Source organism: Isoptericola halotolerans (assembly GCF_045689585.1).
Taxonomy (GTDB): Bacteria; Actinomycetota; Actinomycetes; order Actinomycetales; family Cellulomonadaceae; genus Isoptericola; species Isoptericola halotolerans_B.
In genome coordinates, this window is record NZ_CP140108.1 from 2,338,462 (window position 1) to 2,355,023 (window position 16,562).

Below are 16,562 nucleotides of genomic sequence, written 5' to 3' on the forward strand. Positions count from 1 at the left end.
AGATCGGGACGCCGTCCCCCGACACGGAAGGAACTCATCTCATGAGCACCCATCGCAAGCACCTGCGCCGCCGCCAGGGCGTCGCCCTCGTCTCCGCCGCCGCCCTCGGCCTGACCCTGACCGCGTGCGGGTCTGACGACGCCGGCTCCGACGGCGCTGACGAGACGGCCGCCGAGGACATGACCATCAACCTGGGCTACATCCCGTCGTGGACCGACGGGCTGAGCACCGCCTACCTGCTGGACAACGTGCTCTCGGAGGCCGGCTACACGGTCGAGCACGAGGAGGTCCAGGAGGCCGGCCTGCTCTACACCGCGCTCGCCGAGGGTGACGTCGACATGTACCCGTCGGCCTGGCCCGAGGTGACCCACGCGCAGTACATGGAGGAGTACGGCGACTCCATCGAGGACCTGGGGACCTACTACGGCAACGCCAAGCTGACGATGGCGGTGCCGGAGTACACCGACATCGACTCGATCGCCGAGCTCGCGGACAACCCCGAGATGTTCGACGGCACCATCACGGGCATCGAGCCGGGCGCCGGGCTCACGGCGGCCGTCCAGGACAACGTCATCCCGACCTACGGCCTGGACGAGGCGGGCTACGAGCTGCAGACGTCCTCCACCACGGCGATGCTCACCGAGCTGGAGCAGGCCACGGAGAACGAGGAGGACATCCTCGTCACGCTGTGGCAGCCGTTCTGGGCGAACGCCTCCTACCCGGTCAAGACGCTCGAGGACCCGGAGGGTGCGCTCGGCGAGGCCGAGGGCCTGCACTTCCTCGGCACCGACGGCTTCGCGGAGGAGCACCCCGAGGTCGCCGACTGGATCGGTCAGATCACGCTCGACGACGCGCAGTACGGCTCCCTCGAGGACACCGTCGTCAACGAGTTCCCGGACGACCCGGCCGCGGGCGTCGAGGCGTGGCTCGAGGAGAACCCCGACGTCATCCCGGCGTTCGAGGGCTGATCGTCACGATCTGACACGCTGCACCGCAGCGACGAGGCGCCCGCCCCGGCCACGTGCCGGGGCGGGCGCCTCGTCGTGGTCGGGGCCGGGCCCAGATGTCCCGGGACGTGTCAGGCGGCGACGCGAGCCTGCTGGGCCTGGGCGACCACGTCCTGGCTCCGCACGGCGTGCGCGTCGTGGCCCTGGGCGGCGCGGTCGTCCGGGGCCACGGGCCGGGAAGGTCGCGTCGGCCCGGGCGTCAGCCTGCGGGTCACGGCGCGGCGCAGGCGCGTCGAGAACGGCCGTTCCACGGCGTAGTGGATCGCCGCGGCCAACACCAGGGAGACGGTGGTGGCGGCGACGAGCACGGCCCAGGCGTTGACGCCCTGCCCGGCCAGCGCCTCGGTGACGGCCCAGCCGAACTGGGTGTGCACCAGGTACAGCGGGTAGGTCAGTGCGCCGGCGAGCACGCAGAGTGCCGCGAGGTGAGGTTCGCGGACGGTGGCCCCCGGCTGCACGGCGAGCCAGACGGCGCCGACGACGGCGAGCAGCACCACGACCGCGACGCCGGCGTGGACGGGCACGCCCTGCAACGCGGCCGCGTGCTCGCTGGACGTGGTGACCCGGTCGCCGGCGAGGACGAGGAGCAGTGCCAGCGCACCGGCGTCGACGGCGAGCGCGCGGCGGGTGCCGTCGGGCTCGGCCTCGCGGCGGGCCGAGACGTCCTGCCAGAGCAGGAACAGGATCATGCCGATGCCGAAGTAGACGGAGTGCCGCACGACGAGGTGCTCGGCGACCTCGGGGTAGCCGAACCCGCGCACGAGCATCCCGGCGGCGGGCCAGGCCAGGGCGAGCGTCAGGACGCGGCCACGGGTCAGCGGGCCGAGCAGCATGAGCAGGCCGACCAGCACGTAGAACTTCAGCTCGACGAGCAACGTCCAGTAGACGACCTGGGACAGCTCGGCGCCGAAGACGTCAGGGGCCATCGTGAGGTTGAGGAGGGTGTCGCCGACGCTCAGCTCGCGTCCGCCCGTCCAGACCGACTGCAGCAGGGCGGTGACCAGCACGCAGGCCCACAGGGCGGGGTAGAGGCGTCCGGCGCGGGACCCGGTGAACTGGGCCACGGTGCGGCCCTGGCTCGACCAGAGGATGGCGAACCCGCTGATGACGAAGAACGCCTCGACCGCCAGCCAGCCGTAGCGGGTGACCTGGTTGATGCCGTCGAACAACGCGGTGACGTCGGTTCCCCAGTAGGTGCTCGCCGTGGGCGTCGCCGTGAAGTGGTAGACCACGACGGCGAACGCCGCGCCGAACCGCAACACGTCGAGCAGGTGCTTGCGCGGTGCTGGCATCGTCGTCGTGGGTGCCGAAGTCATCTCGCCGACCTTAGATCACGAATAGATAACATTCTAGCTCGGGGCATCTGGCTCGGGTGAAAAAGTTGGGCGACGCGCCCATTGGCAGGGCGCGACCGGCCGCGTGCTCCTACGATCGAGCGCCCCCACCCGCCGGCTGTCGTCCCGGCCCGTCGCGAAGGATCCCCTCATGCGCTCGTTGCTCGCCTCGCTCGCCCTCGGTGCGCTGCTCGCCTCCGGCGCGGTCGTCGCCACCGGACCTGCGGCGTCGGCCGCGCCGTCCGCCGTCGCTGTGCCGGGCGTCGTCCAGGCGACGTCCGTGTCGACCGGCGTGGCCACGGCCAAGAAGCCCGGGAAGGTCACCGTCAAGAAGATCGGCACGAGAACCGCGCCCTACGGCGGCAAGGCGACGATCAAGCCCCGCGTGACGAAGTCCGGGCAGGTCAAGATCACGTCGAAGACGCTGACCGTCAAGCGGTCGGGCAAGACCGTCGCGAAGAACAAGAAGGTCGTCTCGCTCAGCCCGGCACCTACCGGGTGATCACGAAGGCGACGTTCAAGCGCTACTCGCTCAAGTCCACCGCCCGGGGCACCGTGCGGGTCTACGGACCGACGAAGACCAGGACGTTGAAGCAGAATCTCGTGGTCAAGCAGGGCAAGCGTCCCGCGCGCACGGCACCGGCCAGCAAGTGGAGCTGCCCGGACTGGGCGCCCGTGAAGGGCAACCAGTCCGGCATCTACCACCCGCCGGGCGGCACCTACTACAGCCGCACCGCTCCGGAAGAGTGCTTCACCACCGAGGCCGCCGCGCGGAACGCAGGCTACCGGGCGCCCACACGCTGACCGGCGCCCGGGCGAACGGTCAGAGCACTCACCCACCTACTACCCTGGGAGGTGCACGCCTCGGTGGCGTGCCACAGCGCCGACGGGAGCCCCCAGCGCGCGACAGCACCGATCGACGTCCCAGGAGGGCACCCATGAGCGACACCGCCGAGGCCACCACCACCCAGCCGACGCCCGGGTTCGACGAGGCGCCGGGCCGCTACAAGGTCCGCTCGCTCGCGCTCGCCGAGGCGGGGCGTCACCAGATCCGGCTCGCCGAGCACGAGATGCCCGGCCTGATGGCCCTGCGCGAGGAGTTCGGCGCGGCGCAGCCGCTGGCTGGCGCGCGGATCGCCGGCTCGCTGCACATGACGGTCCAGACCGCCGTGCTCATCGAGACCCTCACCGCGCTCGGCGCGGAGGTGCGGTGGGCGAGCTGCAACATCTTCAGCACGCAGGACGAGGCCGCGGCCGCCGTCGTCGTGGGCAAGGACGGCACGCCCGACGACCCCCGGGGCGTGCCGGTGTTCGCCTGGAAGGGCGAGTCGCTCGAGGAGTACTGGGCCTGCACCGAGCAGATCCTCGTCTGGCCGGCGGGCGAGGGCCCCAACCTCATCCTCGACGACGGCGGCGACGCCACGATGCTGGTCCACCTCGGGCTGCAGTACGAGCGTGCCGGCGTCGTGCCGCCCAACACGCTGCCCGGCGAGCCGGACCACACCCAGGAGATGAACGTCGTGCGGGACGTCCTGCGGGGGGCGCTGGAGGCCGACCCTCTGCGCTGGACCGGGATCGCCCAGCAGATCGGCGGCGTCACCGAGGAGACCACCACCGGCGTGCACCGCCTGTACCACCTGGCGGAGTCCGGCGAGCTGCTGTTCCCGGCGATCAACGTCAACGACTCGGTCACCAAGTCGAAGTTCGACAACAAGTACGGCATCCGCCACTCGCTGCCCGACGGGATCAACCGCGCCACCGACATCCTCATCGGCGGCAAGGTGGCCTTCGTGGCAGGCTACGGCGACGTCGGCAAGGGGGCCGCCGAGGCCTTCCGTGGTCAGGGCGCGCGCGTCGTCGTCTCCGAGGTCGACCCGATCTGCGCGCTGCAGGCCGCGATGGACGGCTTCCAGGTCGCGCGGATCGAGGACGTCGTCGGCGAGGCCGACTTCTTCATCACCACCACCGGCAACTTCGGCGTCATCACCGCCGAGCACATGCTGGCGATGAAGGACAAGGCCGTGGTCGGCAACATCGGCCACTTCGACAACGAGATCGACATGGCCGGGCTGGCCGACGTGCCGGGCGTGGTCAAGACCGAGATCAAGGCGCAGGTGCACGAGTGGACGCTGCCCGCGGGCAGCGGGCCGGCCGGCGCGGACGGTGCAGAGCGGTCGATCATCGTGCTCTCCGAGGGGCGCCTGCTCAACCTCGGCAACGCGACCGGCCACCCCTCGTTCGTCATGTCGAACTCGTTCGCCAACCAGGTCATCGGCCAGCTCGAGCTCTTCGCGGACATGGCCCGCCCGGCCGACGACCGCCAGTACGAGCGGCAGGTCTACCGCCTGCCCAAGGTGCTCGACGAGAAGGTCGCGCGCCTGCACCTCGATGCGCTCGGCGTGCGCCTGACCGAGCTGAGCCCGCAGCAGGCGGACTACCTCGGCGTGCCCGTCGAGGGCCCGTACAAGCCGGAGCACTACCGCTACTGACCCACCGCGCCGTCGGGCACGGGGGACAACCCCCGTGCCCGACGGCGGCACGCACCCTGGGCAGCAGGAGCGACGCTCGCGAGGATGGGCACCATGACCACCACCACGCGCGCGCCCGGACTCCTCGCCGCGCCCTTCACGCGGAGCACCTGGCGGGCCTACGGGTTCCTGTGGCTCGCGGTCCTGCTCGCGCCCTTCGCCTTCGCCTACGCGCTCTTCACCACCGTGTTCACGTTCACGGTCGGCATCCTGCTGCCCGTGCTCGGGCTGATCGCCGCGGGTGAGCTCGTCGTCGGCGCCCGGGCCTGGGGCGGCATGTACCGGCGGATGGCGCGCAGCCTCCTCGGCGCCGACGTCGGCGACCCGCCCGCTCGTGCGCGGTACCAGGGGTTCTGGCATCGGCTCGGCAAGACCGTCACCGACCCGACCGGCTGGCGTGCCGTGCTCTACCTGGTGGCGACGTTCCCGCTCGCGATCGTCTCGTTCGTGGTCAGCACGGTGTTCCTGGCGGTCGCGCTCGGAGGGATGACGCACTGGCTCTGGTCGTGGTCCCTGCCCTGGCAGGAGGCCCCGGACGGGTCGATGCACCGCGGCTTCTCGATCGTCGCGGGGGAGTGGTCCTGGTTCGCGGACACCCCGCCGCGGCAGCTCCTCCTGGTGGTCGCCGGGTTCGCGCTCCTGCTCCTCTGGCCCCGGGTCCAGGCGCTGTTCGTCGCCCTGTTCCGGCTCCTCGCGGGTGCGCTGCTCGGCCCGACGACGGCGAGCCTGCGCGTCGCCGAGCTGGAGGCCACCCGCGCCGGGGTCGTCGAGGACGCGGACGACCGTCTGCGGCGCATCGAGCGGGACCTGCACGACGGCACTCAGGCACGTCTCGTCGCGGTGGCGATGCAGCTCGGCGAGGCCCGGGACCTGCTCGCCGCGGACCCCGGCAGCGACGGTGGCGGCGGTGCCGGCGGCCGTGACGTCGTGCTGGCCGGAGACCTCGTCGGCACCGCGCACGACTCCACCAAGGAGGCGCTCACCGAGCTGCGCGAGATCGCCCGGGGCATCCACCCGCCCGCCCTCGACAGCGGGCTGGCGGTCGCGCTCGAGACGCTCGGGGCGCGGGCTCCGGTGCCGGTGACCGTCGACGTCGACCCGGCCGTGGAGGCCGGCGGTCGGCTCGCCCCGGCGGTGGAGTCCATCGCCTACTACACGGTCGCCGAGCTGGTCACCAACGCCGTCAAGCACGCCGGCGCCAGCGGGGCGTACGTGCTCGTCGAGCGGACGCCCGACGGGCTGCGTCTGCGCGTGCGCGACGACGGTCAGGGCGGCGCCGTCGTCGTCGCGCCGGACGGCAGCGGTCACCGCACGGGCCTGGCGGGGCTGACCGACCGCATCCGCGCCGTCGACGGCACGCTCGACCTGTCCAGCCCTGCCGGCGGGCCTACGGTGGTCACCGTGCTGCTCCCCACCCGGGCCCGGCCCCGCCCTGCCAGGCCTCGCTCTGCCCGTCCCGCCCCGTCCCGGCCGCGCCGATGAGCCCGGCCGCGCCGAAGACCCCGGCACCGGACGACCGGCGCGGGAGGGCCGCGCACCGCACGCTGCGCGTGGCGATCGCGGAGGACTCCGCCGTCCTGCGCGACGGCCTGGCCGCCCTCGTCGAACGGCGCGGTCACACCGTCGTCGCGGCCGTGGCCGACGGCGTCTCGCTGGAGCAGGAGGTCGCGCTGCGGTACGCCGCCGGTGAGCCGCCGGACGTCGTCGTCGTCGACATCCGCATGCCGCCCACCTTCACCGACGAGGGGTTGCGGTCGGCGCTGGCGCTCCGCGCGGCCCACCCGGACCTCGGTGTGCTGCTGTTCAGCCAGTACGTGGAGACCCGGTACGCCGGGCGGCTGCTGGCCGGCAGCTCGCGCGGTGTCGGCTACCTCCTCAAGGACCGCGTGGCCGACGTCGGCGACTTCCTGGACGCCCTCGTGCGGATCGCCGACGGCCAGACGGTCCTCGACCCCGAGGTGGTCTCCCAGCTCATGGGGGCCTCGCACGACGACGGGCTCTCCCGGCTCACGGACCGCGAGCGCGAGGTGCTCGGCCTCATGGCGCAGGGCCGCTCCAACGGAGCGATCGCCGACCTGCTCTTCCTGTCGTACGGGGCGGTCGAGAAGAACGTCGCGTCGATCTTCACCAAGCTCGACCTCCCGCAGGACGCGGCGGACCACCGCCGGGTCCTCGCCGTGCTGCGGTACCTCGGCGTCCCCGAGTAGCGCGGCAGTAGGGGTGACCCCCGGAAAAGTCCGGGGGTTCGCGGCCCGCAGACCGGGGGATCCACCCATGGTGATCGTCCTCGCAGGTCAGCAGGCTGAAGGGGTACCTCGACCCCTCGACCGCGGAGCCCGACATGCCGACGACCACACCGGCGCACAGCGCACCACCACCCGCACCCGCGCCCGCGGCGGTGGCGCTGCTCGACCGCCCCGCGGCGCCGCCGTCGGCGCCGGCCCCCGTCCCGACCGACCGCGACCGGTTCGTCGACGTCGTCCGTGCCCTGGGGGTCATGGCGGTCGTGGCGCTCCACTGGCTGATGGCGGACGCCTCCTGGGACGGGACGACGCTGCGCATCGGCAACGCCCTGGCCCACGGGGCAGGCTGGACCCTCACCTGGCTCCAGCCGCTGCCCCTGCTCTTCTTCGCCGCGGGCGCGGCCGCCGGCTACCGGGGCGTGCCGCCGGGCGTGGCTTGGTGGCGGCGCGTGGCTTGGTGGCGGGGCGTGGCGGGCAGCGCGCGCGGTGCGGCACGGCCCGTCGCCGTCCTGCTGGCCGCCTGGACGGTGGCGGCCCTGGTGCTGGTGGCCGAGGGGGTGCCCGACGGCGCGGTGTGGCGTCTGGTACGGATGGTGCCGCAGCCGTTGTGGTTCCTCGGCGTGTGGCTCGTGCTCCTGGCGTGCGCTCCGCTGCTGGTCCTGGCCTGGCGCCGATGGCGGTGGGCGGCCGCGGCGGTCGTCGTCGCCCTGCCGCTGGGGGTGGACGCCCTGCGGTTCGGTGCCGGCCTGGACGGTGCGGCCTGGACCACGGTGGTCCTGGCGTGGGCCGTGCCGTTCGGCGCCGGTGCGGCGTACGCGACCGACCGGCGCGACGGCCGGCGGACGGGTCCACGCGCCCGCGCCCTGGTGGGCGCAGCGCTGGCGGCGCTGGCGGGTGCGGCGCTGCTGATCGCCGTCGGGCCCTACCCCGCGAGCCTCGTCGGGATGCCGGGGGCCCAGGTCTCCAACCTGGCTCCGCCCACCGCGCCCGTCGTGCTGCACGCCGTCGCCATGGTGTGCCTGGCGCTCGCGGCGCGCCCGGTGCTGGTCCGGTGGGCGGCCGGGCGTCCGGTCGTCAGCGCGATGGCGAGGCGCTCCATGACCGTGTACCTGTGGCACCTGACGGCGATGTTCGTCGTCGTGGGCACGGTGCTCCTCGGGCTGGGCCGGGGGCTGCCCGAGGCGTGGTCGACGGACTGGTGGGCGGGTCGGCCGGTGTGGTTCGGCGCCTACCTGCTCGTGCTGGTCGGTCTGGTCGCGCTGTTCGGACGGTTCGAGTCGTCGCGGGCCGGGGCCCGGCAGGCTCGCGTCACCGGGGCGCGGGAGGCGTCCCGCCGGTGAGACACCGACGCCCCGCCCCGCCCGGTCCGGACCGGGCGGGGCGTCGAGGGGGACGGTCAGGAGCAGTTCTCCGAGGTGTACTCGTTGATCTCGGCGTTCGCCGTGGTGAACTCCTCGCTGGAAAACTCGCCCATGGCCTCGGTGAGGGCCGTCGGGTCGGCGTTCTCGATGTCGGACAGCGCCTCGGAGGCCGTGTCCGTGAAGGTGCGGAAGGCGGAGGTGATGACCGCGTACGAGTCGGCGATCTCCTCCGGGGCCTCGACCGACTCGACCTCGGTCGCCAGCTCCTCGAGCGAGGCGACCGCGGCCTCCGGGTCGCTCGGGTCGACGTTCTGCAGGTCGGTCGTCAGCTCGTCCATCGAGCTGAAGGAGTCGCAGAACGCCTGCGCGCTCTCGTCCGACCCGCCGCAGGCCGTCAGCGAGAGGGTGAGCACGCCGGCGGCAGCCAGAGCGGTGGTCCGGGAAAGGTTGGTTCGCATACAGCCACCCTAGAGGGCGCTCCAAGGAGCTGCCCAGGCCGTCTCGCGATCCAGGCGGTGGACATCGGGTGGTCGCGTGCGGTCAGTCGCGCGGGTCCGTGATCGCGTACGGCAGCCGGTGCAGCACCTCGGCCCGCTGCGCCGCGCGCTCCCGCTCGGCACGGCCGCGGACGAGCTCGCGGTCCCGCCGCTCGTGCAGGACGGCGTGCAGGAACGCCTCCGCGGGAGTACCCGGCGGGGGGCCGGGGGCCACGTAGGCCTCCACCTGGCCGGCGAGCTCGTCGGTGAGCAGGGCACGCGAGGACGGCGCGAGCCGGGCCGCCCGGTCGAGCACCTGCCGCGCCCGCAGCGCCAGCCCGTCCGGCAGCCGGCGGATGTCGGCGGTGTGCGCCCACCCCGCCAGGTCCGGGGCCATCACCAGCGGCCGCTCCCAGCCCCGCGCGCCGCGTACCCGCACCGCGTAGGTGCCCGCGAGGAGGTCACCGAGCCGCTTGCCGCGGGCGTTGGCGAGCGACGTGATCATCGCGACCGCCCCGAAGGTGAACCACAGCTCGAAGACCCCCACCAGCGCCCGCACGAACGCGTGCCGCAGTCGCACCGGGCCGCCGTCGTCGCGCACCACCCGCAACCCCGTCGCCAGCTTGCCCGGCGAGCGCCCGCGGGTCAGCGTCTCCACGGCGACCGGCAGGGCGACGAGGAACGTCACCATCAGCACGACCGCCAGCGTGTTGCCCCACTGCTCGTTCAACCGGTCGACGGTGGTGCCCAGCACGACGCTCGCCGTGACGACGAACAGCACCACCGTCGCCAGCGCGTCCAGCAGCGCGCCTCCCGCACGCGTCGCGAACGACGCCGGTCGGGCGTCGAGGACCACGCCCTCGCCGATGAGGATTCCGTCCTGCACCGTGCCTCCGTCTCCTCGGTCGGACTGTCGGAGACGCCGTCGTCGCGACAACGTCTCCTGTGGCAGGGTAGCGGTCGTGGACCTGGATGCCTTCACCGCCGTGCACCGCCCGGAGTGGGACCGCCTCGCCCGTCTCGCGAAGCAGCGCCGGCTCGACGGCGCCGAGGCGGACGAGCTCGTGCGGCTCTACCAGGCCGTCGCGACCCACCTGTCGACCGTGCGGTCCGCGGCCCCCGACCCCGTCCTGGTCACCCGCCTGTCCGAGCTCCTGAGCCGGGCGCGCACCCGGATCGCCGGTGCCCACGAACCCGCCTGGTCGGAGGTCGTGCGGTACGCCACGGTCAGCGTGCCCGCAGCCCTCTACCGGATCCGGTGGTGGAGCTTCTGGGTGACCGTCGGCTTCCTGCTGGTCGCCCTGGTCGCCGGCGTGCAGGTCGCGACCGACCCCGACGCGCTCGCCGCCCTCATGTCGCCGTCGCAGCAGGAGCAGTATGTCGACGAGGCGTTCGCCTCCTACTACGACCCCGGCACGTCGTTCGCCGCGATGGTGTGGACGAACAACGCGTGGATCGCCCTGCAGATGGTGGCCTTCGGCGTCACGGGGATCTGGCCGGTGTACGTGCTGCTGCAGAACGCCGTGAGCGTCGGCTCGATCGGCGGGATGATGGCGGCGCACGGCGAGCTGACGCTCTTCCTGCAGCTCATCACACCGCACGGGCTCCTCGAGCTGACCAGCATCTTCGTCGCCGGGGCGGCCGGGCTGCGGCTGTTCTGGTCGTGGGTCGACCCGGGCCCGCGACCCCGCTCGACGGCGCTCGCGGCCGAGGGGCGCGCGCTCGTCACGGTGGGCGTCGGACTCGTCGGGGCGCTGGCGCTGTCCGGCCTGGTCGAGGGCTTCGTCACCGGCTCCGGCCTGCCGTGGTGGCTCAAGATCCTCATCGGGGCGCTGGCCCTGGCCGCGTTCCTCACGTACTGCCTGGTGCTCGGCCGCCGTGCGGTGCGGGCCGGGGAGACCGGGGACCTCGACGCCGACCGCGCGGGCGCCGTCCTGCCCACCGCCGGCTGACCCCCGAGCCGCTGTGGGTATGAAATCTACGAGTTTGCGCAGCGCAAACTCGTAGATTTCATACCCACAGCGGCTCGGGGACGGGCGGTCAGAGGCGGCCTGCGGCCTTGAGCGCCAGGTAGGTGTCCGCCAGGCGCGGCGCGAGGTCGTCCGGCAGGGCCTCGAGCACCTCGGCACCGTGCTGGCGCAGGACGGCCGCCACGGCGGAGCGCTCGAGGTCCCCCCGCACCGCCGCGGCGGCGTCGTAGACCTCCTCGACGTCCGCGCGGCCGGACCGCAACCGCGCCACTTCGGCGTCGGTGACCGCCGCGACCACGACCTGGTGCTGGGCGGCGAGCTGGTCGACGACGGGCAGCAGCCCCGTCTCCACGACGGCCGGGTCGAGCGAGGTCAGCAGCACCACGAGCGCGCGCTGCGAGACCCGGGCCCGCACCTGGCCCACCAGTCCCGTCCAGTCCGTCTCCAGCAGCACCGGCTCGACGGCGGAGAGCGCGTCGGCCAGGGCGGGCAGCAGCCGCGGCCCCGACGCCCCCGCGACCCGCGCCCGCAGCGTCCGGTCGTAGGCGAGCACCTGGACGCGGTCGCCCGCGCGGTCGGCCAGCGCCGTCAGCAGCAGGGCCGCCTCGACGCTCGCCTCCAGCCGCGTCCCGCCGTTGTTCACCGACCCCTGCGACGACGTGCCGATCCGCGCCGCCGACGTCCGGCCGGTGTCCAGCACGACGACCACCCGGCGGTCCCGCTCCGGACGCCACGTGCGCACGACCACGTCGCCGCCGCGGGCGGTGGCCCGCCAGTCGATCGAGCGGACGTCGTCGCCCACCACGTACTCCCGCAGCGAGTCGAACTCGGTCCCCTCGCCACGCACCTGCACCGAGGCGCGCCCGTCCATCTCGCGCAGGCGCGCCAGACGGCTCGGCAGGTGACGCCGCGAGGCGAACTCCGGCAGCACCCGGATCCGGCCGCCCACGGCGATCGACGCCTGCCGGCCCGCCACCCGGAGCGGGCCGAGCGTCCTGATCGTCACCGGACCGGCGGCCCGGTCGCCGCGCCGGGTGGGCAGCAGGGGAGTGCTCAGCCGCACCGACTCCCCGCCGGGCAGGTCCACCCGGTGCCGTGCCGTCCGGGCCGGCTCCGCGGCGTCGGTGTGCGGGCGCAGCCCCCCGTCGTCGTCGTGTTCCGTGGCCAGCGACGGCGGCCAGGCGTCCCGTACCAGCGCACGCAGCCGTCGGCGGGCCGCGTTGGTCAGGACGAGCCGGGACGTCGTCGGGGTGCCCAGGCGGACCGAGGTCGGGACCGTCCGCTGCAGGGTGACCTGTCGCGGCGAGACGGCCAGGGCCGCGTCGACCAGGCAGACGACCACGACCACCACGGCCCAGAGCAGCACCGTCCCGGGCACCGGCCAGATCGCGACCGGCACCAGACCGAGCGCCGCCAGCACGACGGCGCGCCAGGACAGCGCCATCTCAGCGGGGGACCGGGACAGCGGCCAGGACGGTGCCGAGCACGGACTCGGCCGTCACGCCCTCGAGCTCCGCCTCGGGGCGGAGCTGGACGCGGTGGCGCAGCGTCGGGTGGGCGAGCGCCTTGACGTCGTCCGGGGTGACGTACATGCGACCCGACAGCCAGGCCCACGCCCGGGCCGCCGCGAGCAGGGCCGTCGCACCGCGGGGCGAGACGCCGAGCTGCAACGACGGCGACTGACGGGTCGCCCGGCACACGTCGACGGCGTAGCCGAGGACCTCGCCGGAGACCTCCACCTGGCGGACCTCCGCCCGCGCCGCGGCGAGCACGTCCGCGTCGGCGACGGCGCGCACCCCGGCCGCGCCCAGGTCGCGGGGGTCGAACCCGCCGGCGTGCCGGGCGAGCACCTCCACCTCGGCGTCCCGCTCGGGCAGCGGCAGCAGCACCTTGAGCAGGAACCGGTCGAGCTGCGCCTCCGGCAACGGGTACGTGCCCTCGTGCTCCACCGGGTTCTGCGTCGCGATGACGACGAACGGCTCCGGCAGCGGCCGCGGGTCGCCGTCCACGGACACCTGACGCTCCTCCATCGACTCCAGGAGCGAGGCCTGGGTCTTCGGAGGCGTGCGGTTGATCTCGTCGGCGAGCAGCAGGTTGGTGAACACCGGGCCCTGGCGGAACGAGAACTCCGCGCTGCGGGCGTCGTAGACCAGCGAGCCCGTCACGTCGCCCGGCATGAGGTCCGGGGTGAACTGGACCCGCTTGAAGTCGAGGTCGAGCGAGGCGGCGAGCGAGCGGACCAGGAGGGTCTTGGCCACCCCGGGCACACCCTCGAGCAGCACGTGGCCCGAGCACAGCAGCGCGATGAGCAGGCTCGTCACGGCCGAGTCCTGGCCGACCACGGCCTTGCCCACCTCGGTGCGCACGCCGGCCAGCGCGCGGCGCAGCTCCAGCGAGGGCTGCGGCGGCTCCGGGGGAGCGGCCGGCGCAGCGGGCGCCGCGGCCGGCGCAGCCGGTGTCGCGGCCGGCGCGGCCGACGCGTCGCTCGGTGGCGGCGGGCCGGGGACGGGCGGCGTCTGCTGGTTCTCGTCGGATGGGGTCACGGTCGGTGAACCTCGCTCTCCAGGGTGTCGAGCCGGCGGGCGAGCTCGCTGAGCGCGGCGTCGTCGGCGGGTGGTGGTCCGTAGATCAGGTCGGCGACCTCGCGGGGGTCGCGTCCCGTGGCGCGCACGACGGCGTCGACCACGGCATCGGGGTGCGTGGAGCGCGCCAGGCCGAGGCGCTGGGCGACGGCCTGCGCGGTCGCGGCCCGCAGGCCGGCCGCGGCGTGCCCGCGCGAGCGTGCCCGGCGGTACAGCCGGGCACGGCCGCGGGTGGACTCCGCGGACGGCACCACCACGGGGAGCCGTTCGGCGACGAGCCCGCCCAGACGACGACCGCGCCAGAGGATGACGACGAGGGCGACCAGGACGGCCCACCACAGCACCGTGCCGAACCAGTCCGGGAGCACGCTCGCCGGCGCCGGGTCGGGTGCGGAGGTCTCGACCGTGGAGTCGGCGGGGTCCGGCACCAGCCAGACCAGCCGCTCGTGGGCGCCGAGGAGGTGCAGCGCGAGCGCGGCGTTGCCCTCGGTGAGCACCGTGTCGTTGCGCAGCAGGGCCGCGTCGTCCACGGCCACCACGGACCGGCCGTACCGCTCCAGCGCGGCCAGCACCGACGCGCCCTGACCGTCGGCCCAGCACGTGGTCACCGCCGGGCCGACCGCCTCGAGGCCGGGCTGCAGCTCCGAGGGGCCGGCGGCGACGGCGGCAGGGACGTCGCAGCCGGGCTCGACCGGGAGGGCCGGTGCCTCCCGCCAGGGCGTGCGCTGGACCTGGTCCCCGGTGACCGCCCGCAGCAGCCCGTCGTCGGCACCTGCGAGGACGACGTCGGCCTCGGCCGCGGCGAGCGCGTCGACCTGCTCCGGCAGGAGGAACGGCGCGGGCGTGACGAGGAGCGTCGTCCCGGCGCCGGCGGCGTCCACGGCGTCGGCGACCCGTGCGACGTGCTCCACCTGGACGCCCTGCCGCCCGAGGACCTGGGCGAGCGCCCGGGAGCCGTCGGGTCGGGAGTTCTCCGGGTCGTAGGGGATGACCGACCCCGGGGGCCGCATGACGGCGAGGACCAGCGCGGCCAGGAGCAGGGCGGCCATCCCCCAGACCACCCAGCGCACGGCGCGCCACCGCCGTCGGCTCCGCGAGCCGAGGGTGGTCCCGTCGCCGGTGACCGGTGCCGACGTCCAGGTGCCCGTCGGGGACGTCGTGGGCGCGCTCACGGTGCCACCTCCGCGACGGCCGGCGCCGGCCGGGTCTCCGTCGCCCGGGCGTCGAGCGTACGCATCATCGCGTCGTCGTCCGGGCCGGCGGGCAGGTGGCCGTAGCAGACGGCGTCGAACCGCTCGGCCGCGTCGTGCAGCGCGGTGCCCAGGCCCGGGAGCCGGGCGCTCGCGGCGGCTGCGGCCTCCCGGGCGGTCCGCCCAGGACGCTCGTCGAGCACCACCCGCTCCTCCAGCCCGCGCACCACGGCGCGGAAGCGTTCGAGCACGGCGAGGGTCCAGTCCTGGCTGTCGGCGGCCCGGTCGGCGGCGGCGCGCATCTGGTCGGCGGTGCGGGCGTCGTCCTCGTGCACGACGGCGGAGCCGCGGGCGGCGTGGCGCCGCAGCCGGGCGGGGCCCGCCACGAAGTACGCGACCGCCACGACCGCCACCAGCACGACCGCGACGATGACGGCGAGCCGCCACGGGCTGACGTCCACGGCGCCGATCCCGGAGAAGAGGTCCAGGATCCACTCGAGCAGCCGCATCAGGAGCGAGGGGTCCTGGGCGTACTCGGGCTTCGCGAGCTCCTCGACCAGCCAGTCGCGTGCCGTCTCGCGGTCCGGCACCACGGGCACCTCGGTGGCGTGCAGGAGGGCACGGCCCGTCGCCGCGACGCTCACCACTGCGGGCTGCCCCCGGGCGGCGGCTGGGTCCCCGGCATGCCGGCAGGCCCGTCGGAAGGCTGGTTCGCCGCCCGCTCGGCCGCCGCGGCGAGCTGGACGTCGAGGCCCTCGCCGCGCATCCGGACGTCGGTGTAGACCAGGGCGACGACGCTCGAGACGAACACGAGGTAGACGATGCTCGCGATGACGGACGCCGCGACCGACGCCACGATGAGCCCCCAGCCGACGTCGCCGCCGTCGACGAACACCCCCAGCAGGCTGAGCGGGTAGGCGACGACCTGGCCGGCGACGCTCGCGATGATGCTGGCGAGCAGCACGGTACCGAGGACCCGCCAGAACGCGCCGCGGGTGAGACGCCAGGCGCGGGCGATCGTCCGGCCGAGCCCGCTGCCCTCCAGCACGAGCGCCGGGGCGACCAGCATGAGCCGGACCCAGAGCCAGCCGGCCAGCACCAGGACCACGGCGAAGCACAGCAGCCCGAGGACGACCGTGAGCGTCACCGACTCGGTCGCGACGGCCACGGTGGTCACGAGCAGCACGAGCCCGATCGTCGCGACGGTCAGTGCGGTGCCGACGACCACGGACCGCAGCAGCATCCAGCCGATGAGGACGGCGAGGCGCGGGCGCACCTTCCGCCAGACCTCACCCACCGTCAGCTTGCGGCCGATGACGGACTGGCTCACCGAGACGGTGATGAAACCCTCGGTGACAGGCTGTGCGATGAGCAGCGTCAGCGACAGGGCGCCGGAGATGGCCATGAGCTGGGCGAACCAGTCGAGGTCCGCCGCCGTGAAGCCGTCGACGGTGGCCTCGGTGCTGAAGGGCTCGGCGAACAGGCTCGTCAGCGCCGGGACAGCGAACTGAGCGAGCAGCGCGGCCAGCAGCGTGGCGGCGGCCACCACGATCGAGACCAGCCCGAGCATGACTGCCGGGTTGTGCCGGACGGCGCTGAACGCGCCGTCGAAGATCTCGCCGAGGGACAGCGGGCGCAGCGGGACGACGCCGGGCTTGGTCGCCGACGGGCCGTAGGGGTGTGGCTGCTGCGGCCCGGGGGAGGGCCGACCAGGACCGTACCGGCCCGGCTCCTGCCCGCTGCCGTACTGCCCGGAACCGTACTGGCCAGGCCCGTACTGCCCGTACGCGGGCGGCCGCGGGGCGTCTCCCCAGCCGGAGGGCGGCGTCGGCTGGTCGGGCGTGCTCATGCTGCCTCCTGGGGCACGGCGA

The 16,562-nt window shown here is 74.2% G+C and carries 16 protein-coding genes; 8 read left to right on the plus strand and 8 right to left on the minus strand.

Features of this window, described 5'->3' with window-relative positions; translation table 11 throughout:
• Nucleotides 1-41: 41 nt before the first annotated feature.
• Entirely contained in the window at nucleotides 42-968 is a 927-nt protein-coding gene (locus UQW22_RS10840; RefSeq protein WP_407316978.1) for a glycine betaine ABC transporter substrate-binding protein, read from the plus strand.
• A gap of 110 nt (nucleotides 969-1,078) precedes the next feature.
• On the opposite strand, the gene UQW22_RS10845 is transcribed toward UQW22_RS10840, so the two are convergent.
• Nucleotides 1,079-2,323: an acyltransferase family protein gene (locus tag UQW22_RS10845; RefSeq protein WP_407316980.1), complete on the minus strand. Its 1,245-nt coding sequence runs from the start codon at nucleotides 2,321-2,323 to the stop codon at nucleotides 1,079-1,081.
• A 169-nt stretch (nucleotides 2,324-2,492) separates the two neighbouring features.
• Here UQW22_RS10845 and UQW22_RS10850 point away from each other — a divergent pair, with 169 nt between their 5' ends.
• The 6 genes from UQW22_RS10850 (at nucleotide 2,493) to UQW22_RS10875 (ending at nucleotide 8,452) form a co-directional block, all read left to right on the plus strand.
• A complete protein-coding gene (locus UQW22_RS10850; RefSeq protein ID WP_407316982.1) occupies nucleotides 2,493-2,843 on the plus strand; it encodes a hypothetical protein in 351 nt (116 codons plus the stop codon).
• Nucleotides 2,840-3,145: a hypothetical protein gene (locus tag UQW22_RS10855; protein ID WP_407316984.1), complete on the plus strand. Its 306-nt coding sequence runs from the start codon at nucleotides 2,840-2,842 to the stop codon at nucleotides 3,143-3,145. The genes UQW22_RS10850 and UQW22_RS10855 overlap by 4 nt, the downstream gene beginning before the upstream one ends.
• 134 nt (nucleotides 3,146-3,279) lie before the next feature.
• Entirely contained in the window at nucleotides 3,280-4,830 is a 1,551-nt protein-coding gene (gene ahcY, locus UQW22_RS10860; RefSeq protein ID WP_407316986.1) for an adenosylhomocysteinase, read from the plus strand.
• Nucleotides 4,831-4,923: 93 nt separating this feature from the next.
• Nucleotides 4,924-6,351, plus strand: a complete 1,428-nt coding sequence (locus UQW22_RS10865; protein WP_407316988.1) for a sensor histidine kinase — start codon at nucleotides 4,924-4,926, stop codon at nucleotides 6,349-6,351.
• Between the two features lie 62 nt (nucleotides 6,352-6,413).
• A complete protein-coding gene (locus UQW22_RS10870; protein WP_407320781.1) occupies nucleotides 6,414-7,076 on the plus strand; it encodes a LuxR C-terminal-related transcriptional regulator in 663 nt (220 codons plus the stop codon).
• Between the two features lie 134 nt (nucleotides 7,077-7,210).
• On the plus strand, nucleotides 7,211-8,452 hold the full coding sequence (locus UQW22_RS10875) for an acyltransferase family protein (protein ID WP_407316990.1): 1,242 nt from the start codon (nucleotides 7,211-7,213) through the stop codon (nucleotides 8,450-8,452).
• A 56-nt stretch (nucleotides 8,453-8,508) separates the two neighbouring features.
• On the opposite strand, the gene UQW22_RS10880 is transcribed toward UQW22_RS10875, so the two are convergent.
• Together UQW22_RS10880 and UQW22_RS10885 are read right to left on the minus strand one after the other, a co-directional pair.
• Nucleotides 8,509-8,931, minus strand: coding sequence for a hypothetical protein (locus tag UQW22_RS10880; protein WP_407316992.1), 423 nt, complete (start codon nucleotides 8,929-8,931; stop codon nucleotides 8,509-8,511).
• A gap of 82 nt (nucleotides 8,932-9,013) precedes the next feature.
• On the minus strand, nucleotides 9,014-9,835 hold the full coding sequence (locus UQW22_RS10885) for an RDD family protein (protein ID WP_407316994.1): 822 nt from the start codon (nucleotides 9,833-9,835) through the stop codon (nucleotides 9,014-9,016).
• Nucleotides 9,836-9,911: 76 nt separating this feature from the next.
• Here UQW22_RS10885 and UQW22_RS10890 point away from each other — a divergent pair, with 76 nt between their 5' ends.
• A complete protein-coding gene (locus UQW22_RS10890; protein ID WP_407316996.1) occupies nucleotides 9,912-10,901 on the plus strand; it encodes a stage II sporulation protein M in 990 nt (329 codons plus the stop codon).
• Between the two features lie 88 nt (nucleotides 10,902-10,989).
• Here UQW22_RS10890 and UQW22_RS10895 read toward each other — a convergent pair whose 3' ends face one another.
• From UQW22_RS10895 to UQW22_RS10915, 5 genes are all read right to left on the minus strand, one after another.
• The gene (locus tag UQW22_RS10895; protein ID WP_407316999.1) at nucleotides 10,990-12,363 is read right to left on the minus strand and encodes a DUF58 domain-containing protein; all 1,374 of its coding nucleotides are present in this window, start codon (nucleotides 12,361-12,363) and stop codon (nucleotides 10,990-10,992) included.
• A 1-nt stretch (nucleotide 12,364) separates the two neighbouring features.
• Complete coding sequence (locus UQW22_RS10900; RefSeq protein ID WP_407320782.1) at nucleotides 12,365-13,312, minus strand: AAA family ATPase; 948 nt, start codon at nucleotides 13,310-13,312, stop codon at nucleotides 12,365-12,367.
• A gap of 146 nt (nucleotides 13,313-13,458) precedes the next feature.
• The gene (locus tag UQW22_RS10905) at nucleotides 13,459-14,673 is read right to left on the minus strand and encodes a DUF4350 domain-containing protein (RefSeq protein ID WP_407317001.1); all 1,215 of its coding nucleotides are present in this window, start codon (nucleotides 14,671-14,673) and stop codon (nucleotides 13,459-13,461) included.
• Nucleotides 14,670-15,335, minus strand: a complete 666-nt coding sequence (locus UQW22_RS10910) for a DUF4129 domain-containing protein (RefSeq protein WP_407317002.1) — start codon at nucleotides 15,333-15,335, stop codon at nucleotides 14,670-14,672. Before UQW22_RS10910 ends, UQW22_RS10905 begins: the two co-directional genes overlap by 4 nt.
• Nucleotides 15,332-16,540 carry a glycerophosphoryl diester phosphodiesterase membrane domain-containing protein gene (locus tag UQW22_RS10915; RefSeq protein ID WP_407317004.1) on the minus strand — a complete coding sequence of 403 codons (1,209 nt, stop codon included), beginning with the start codon at nucleotides 16,538-16,540 and terminating at the stop codon, nucleotides 15,332-15,334. Before UQW22_RS10915 ends, UQW22_RS10910 begins: the two co-directional genes overlap by 4 nt.
• Nucleotides 16,541-16,562 lie beyond the last annotated feature (22 nt).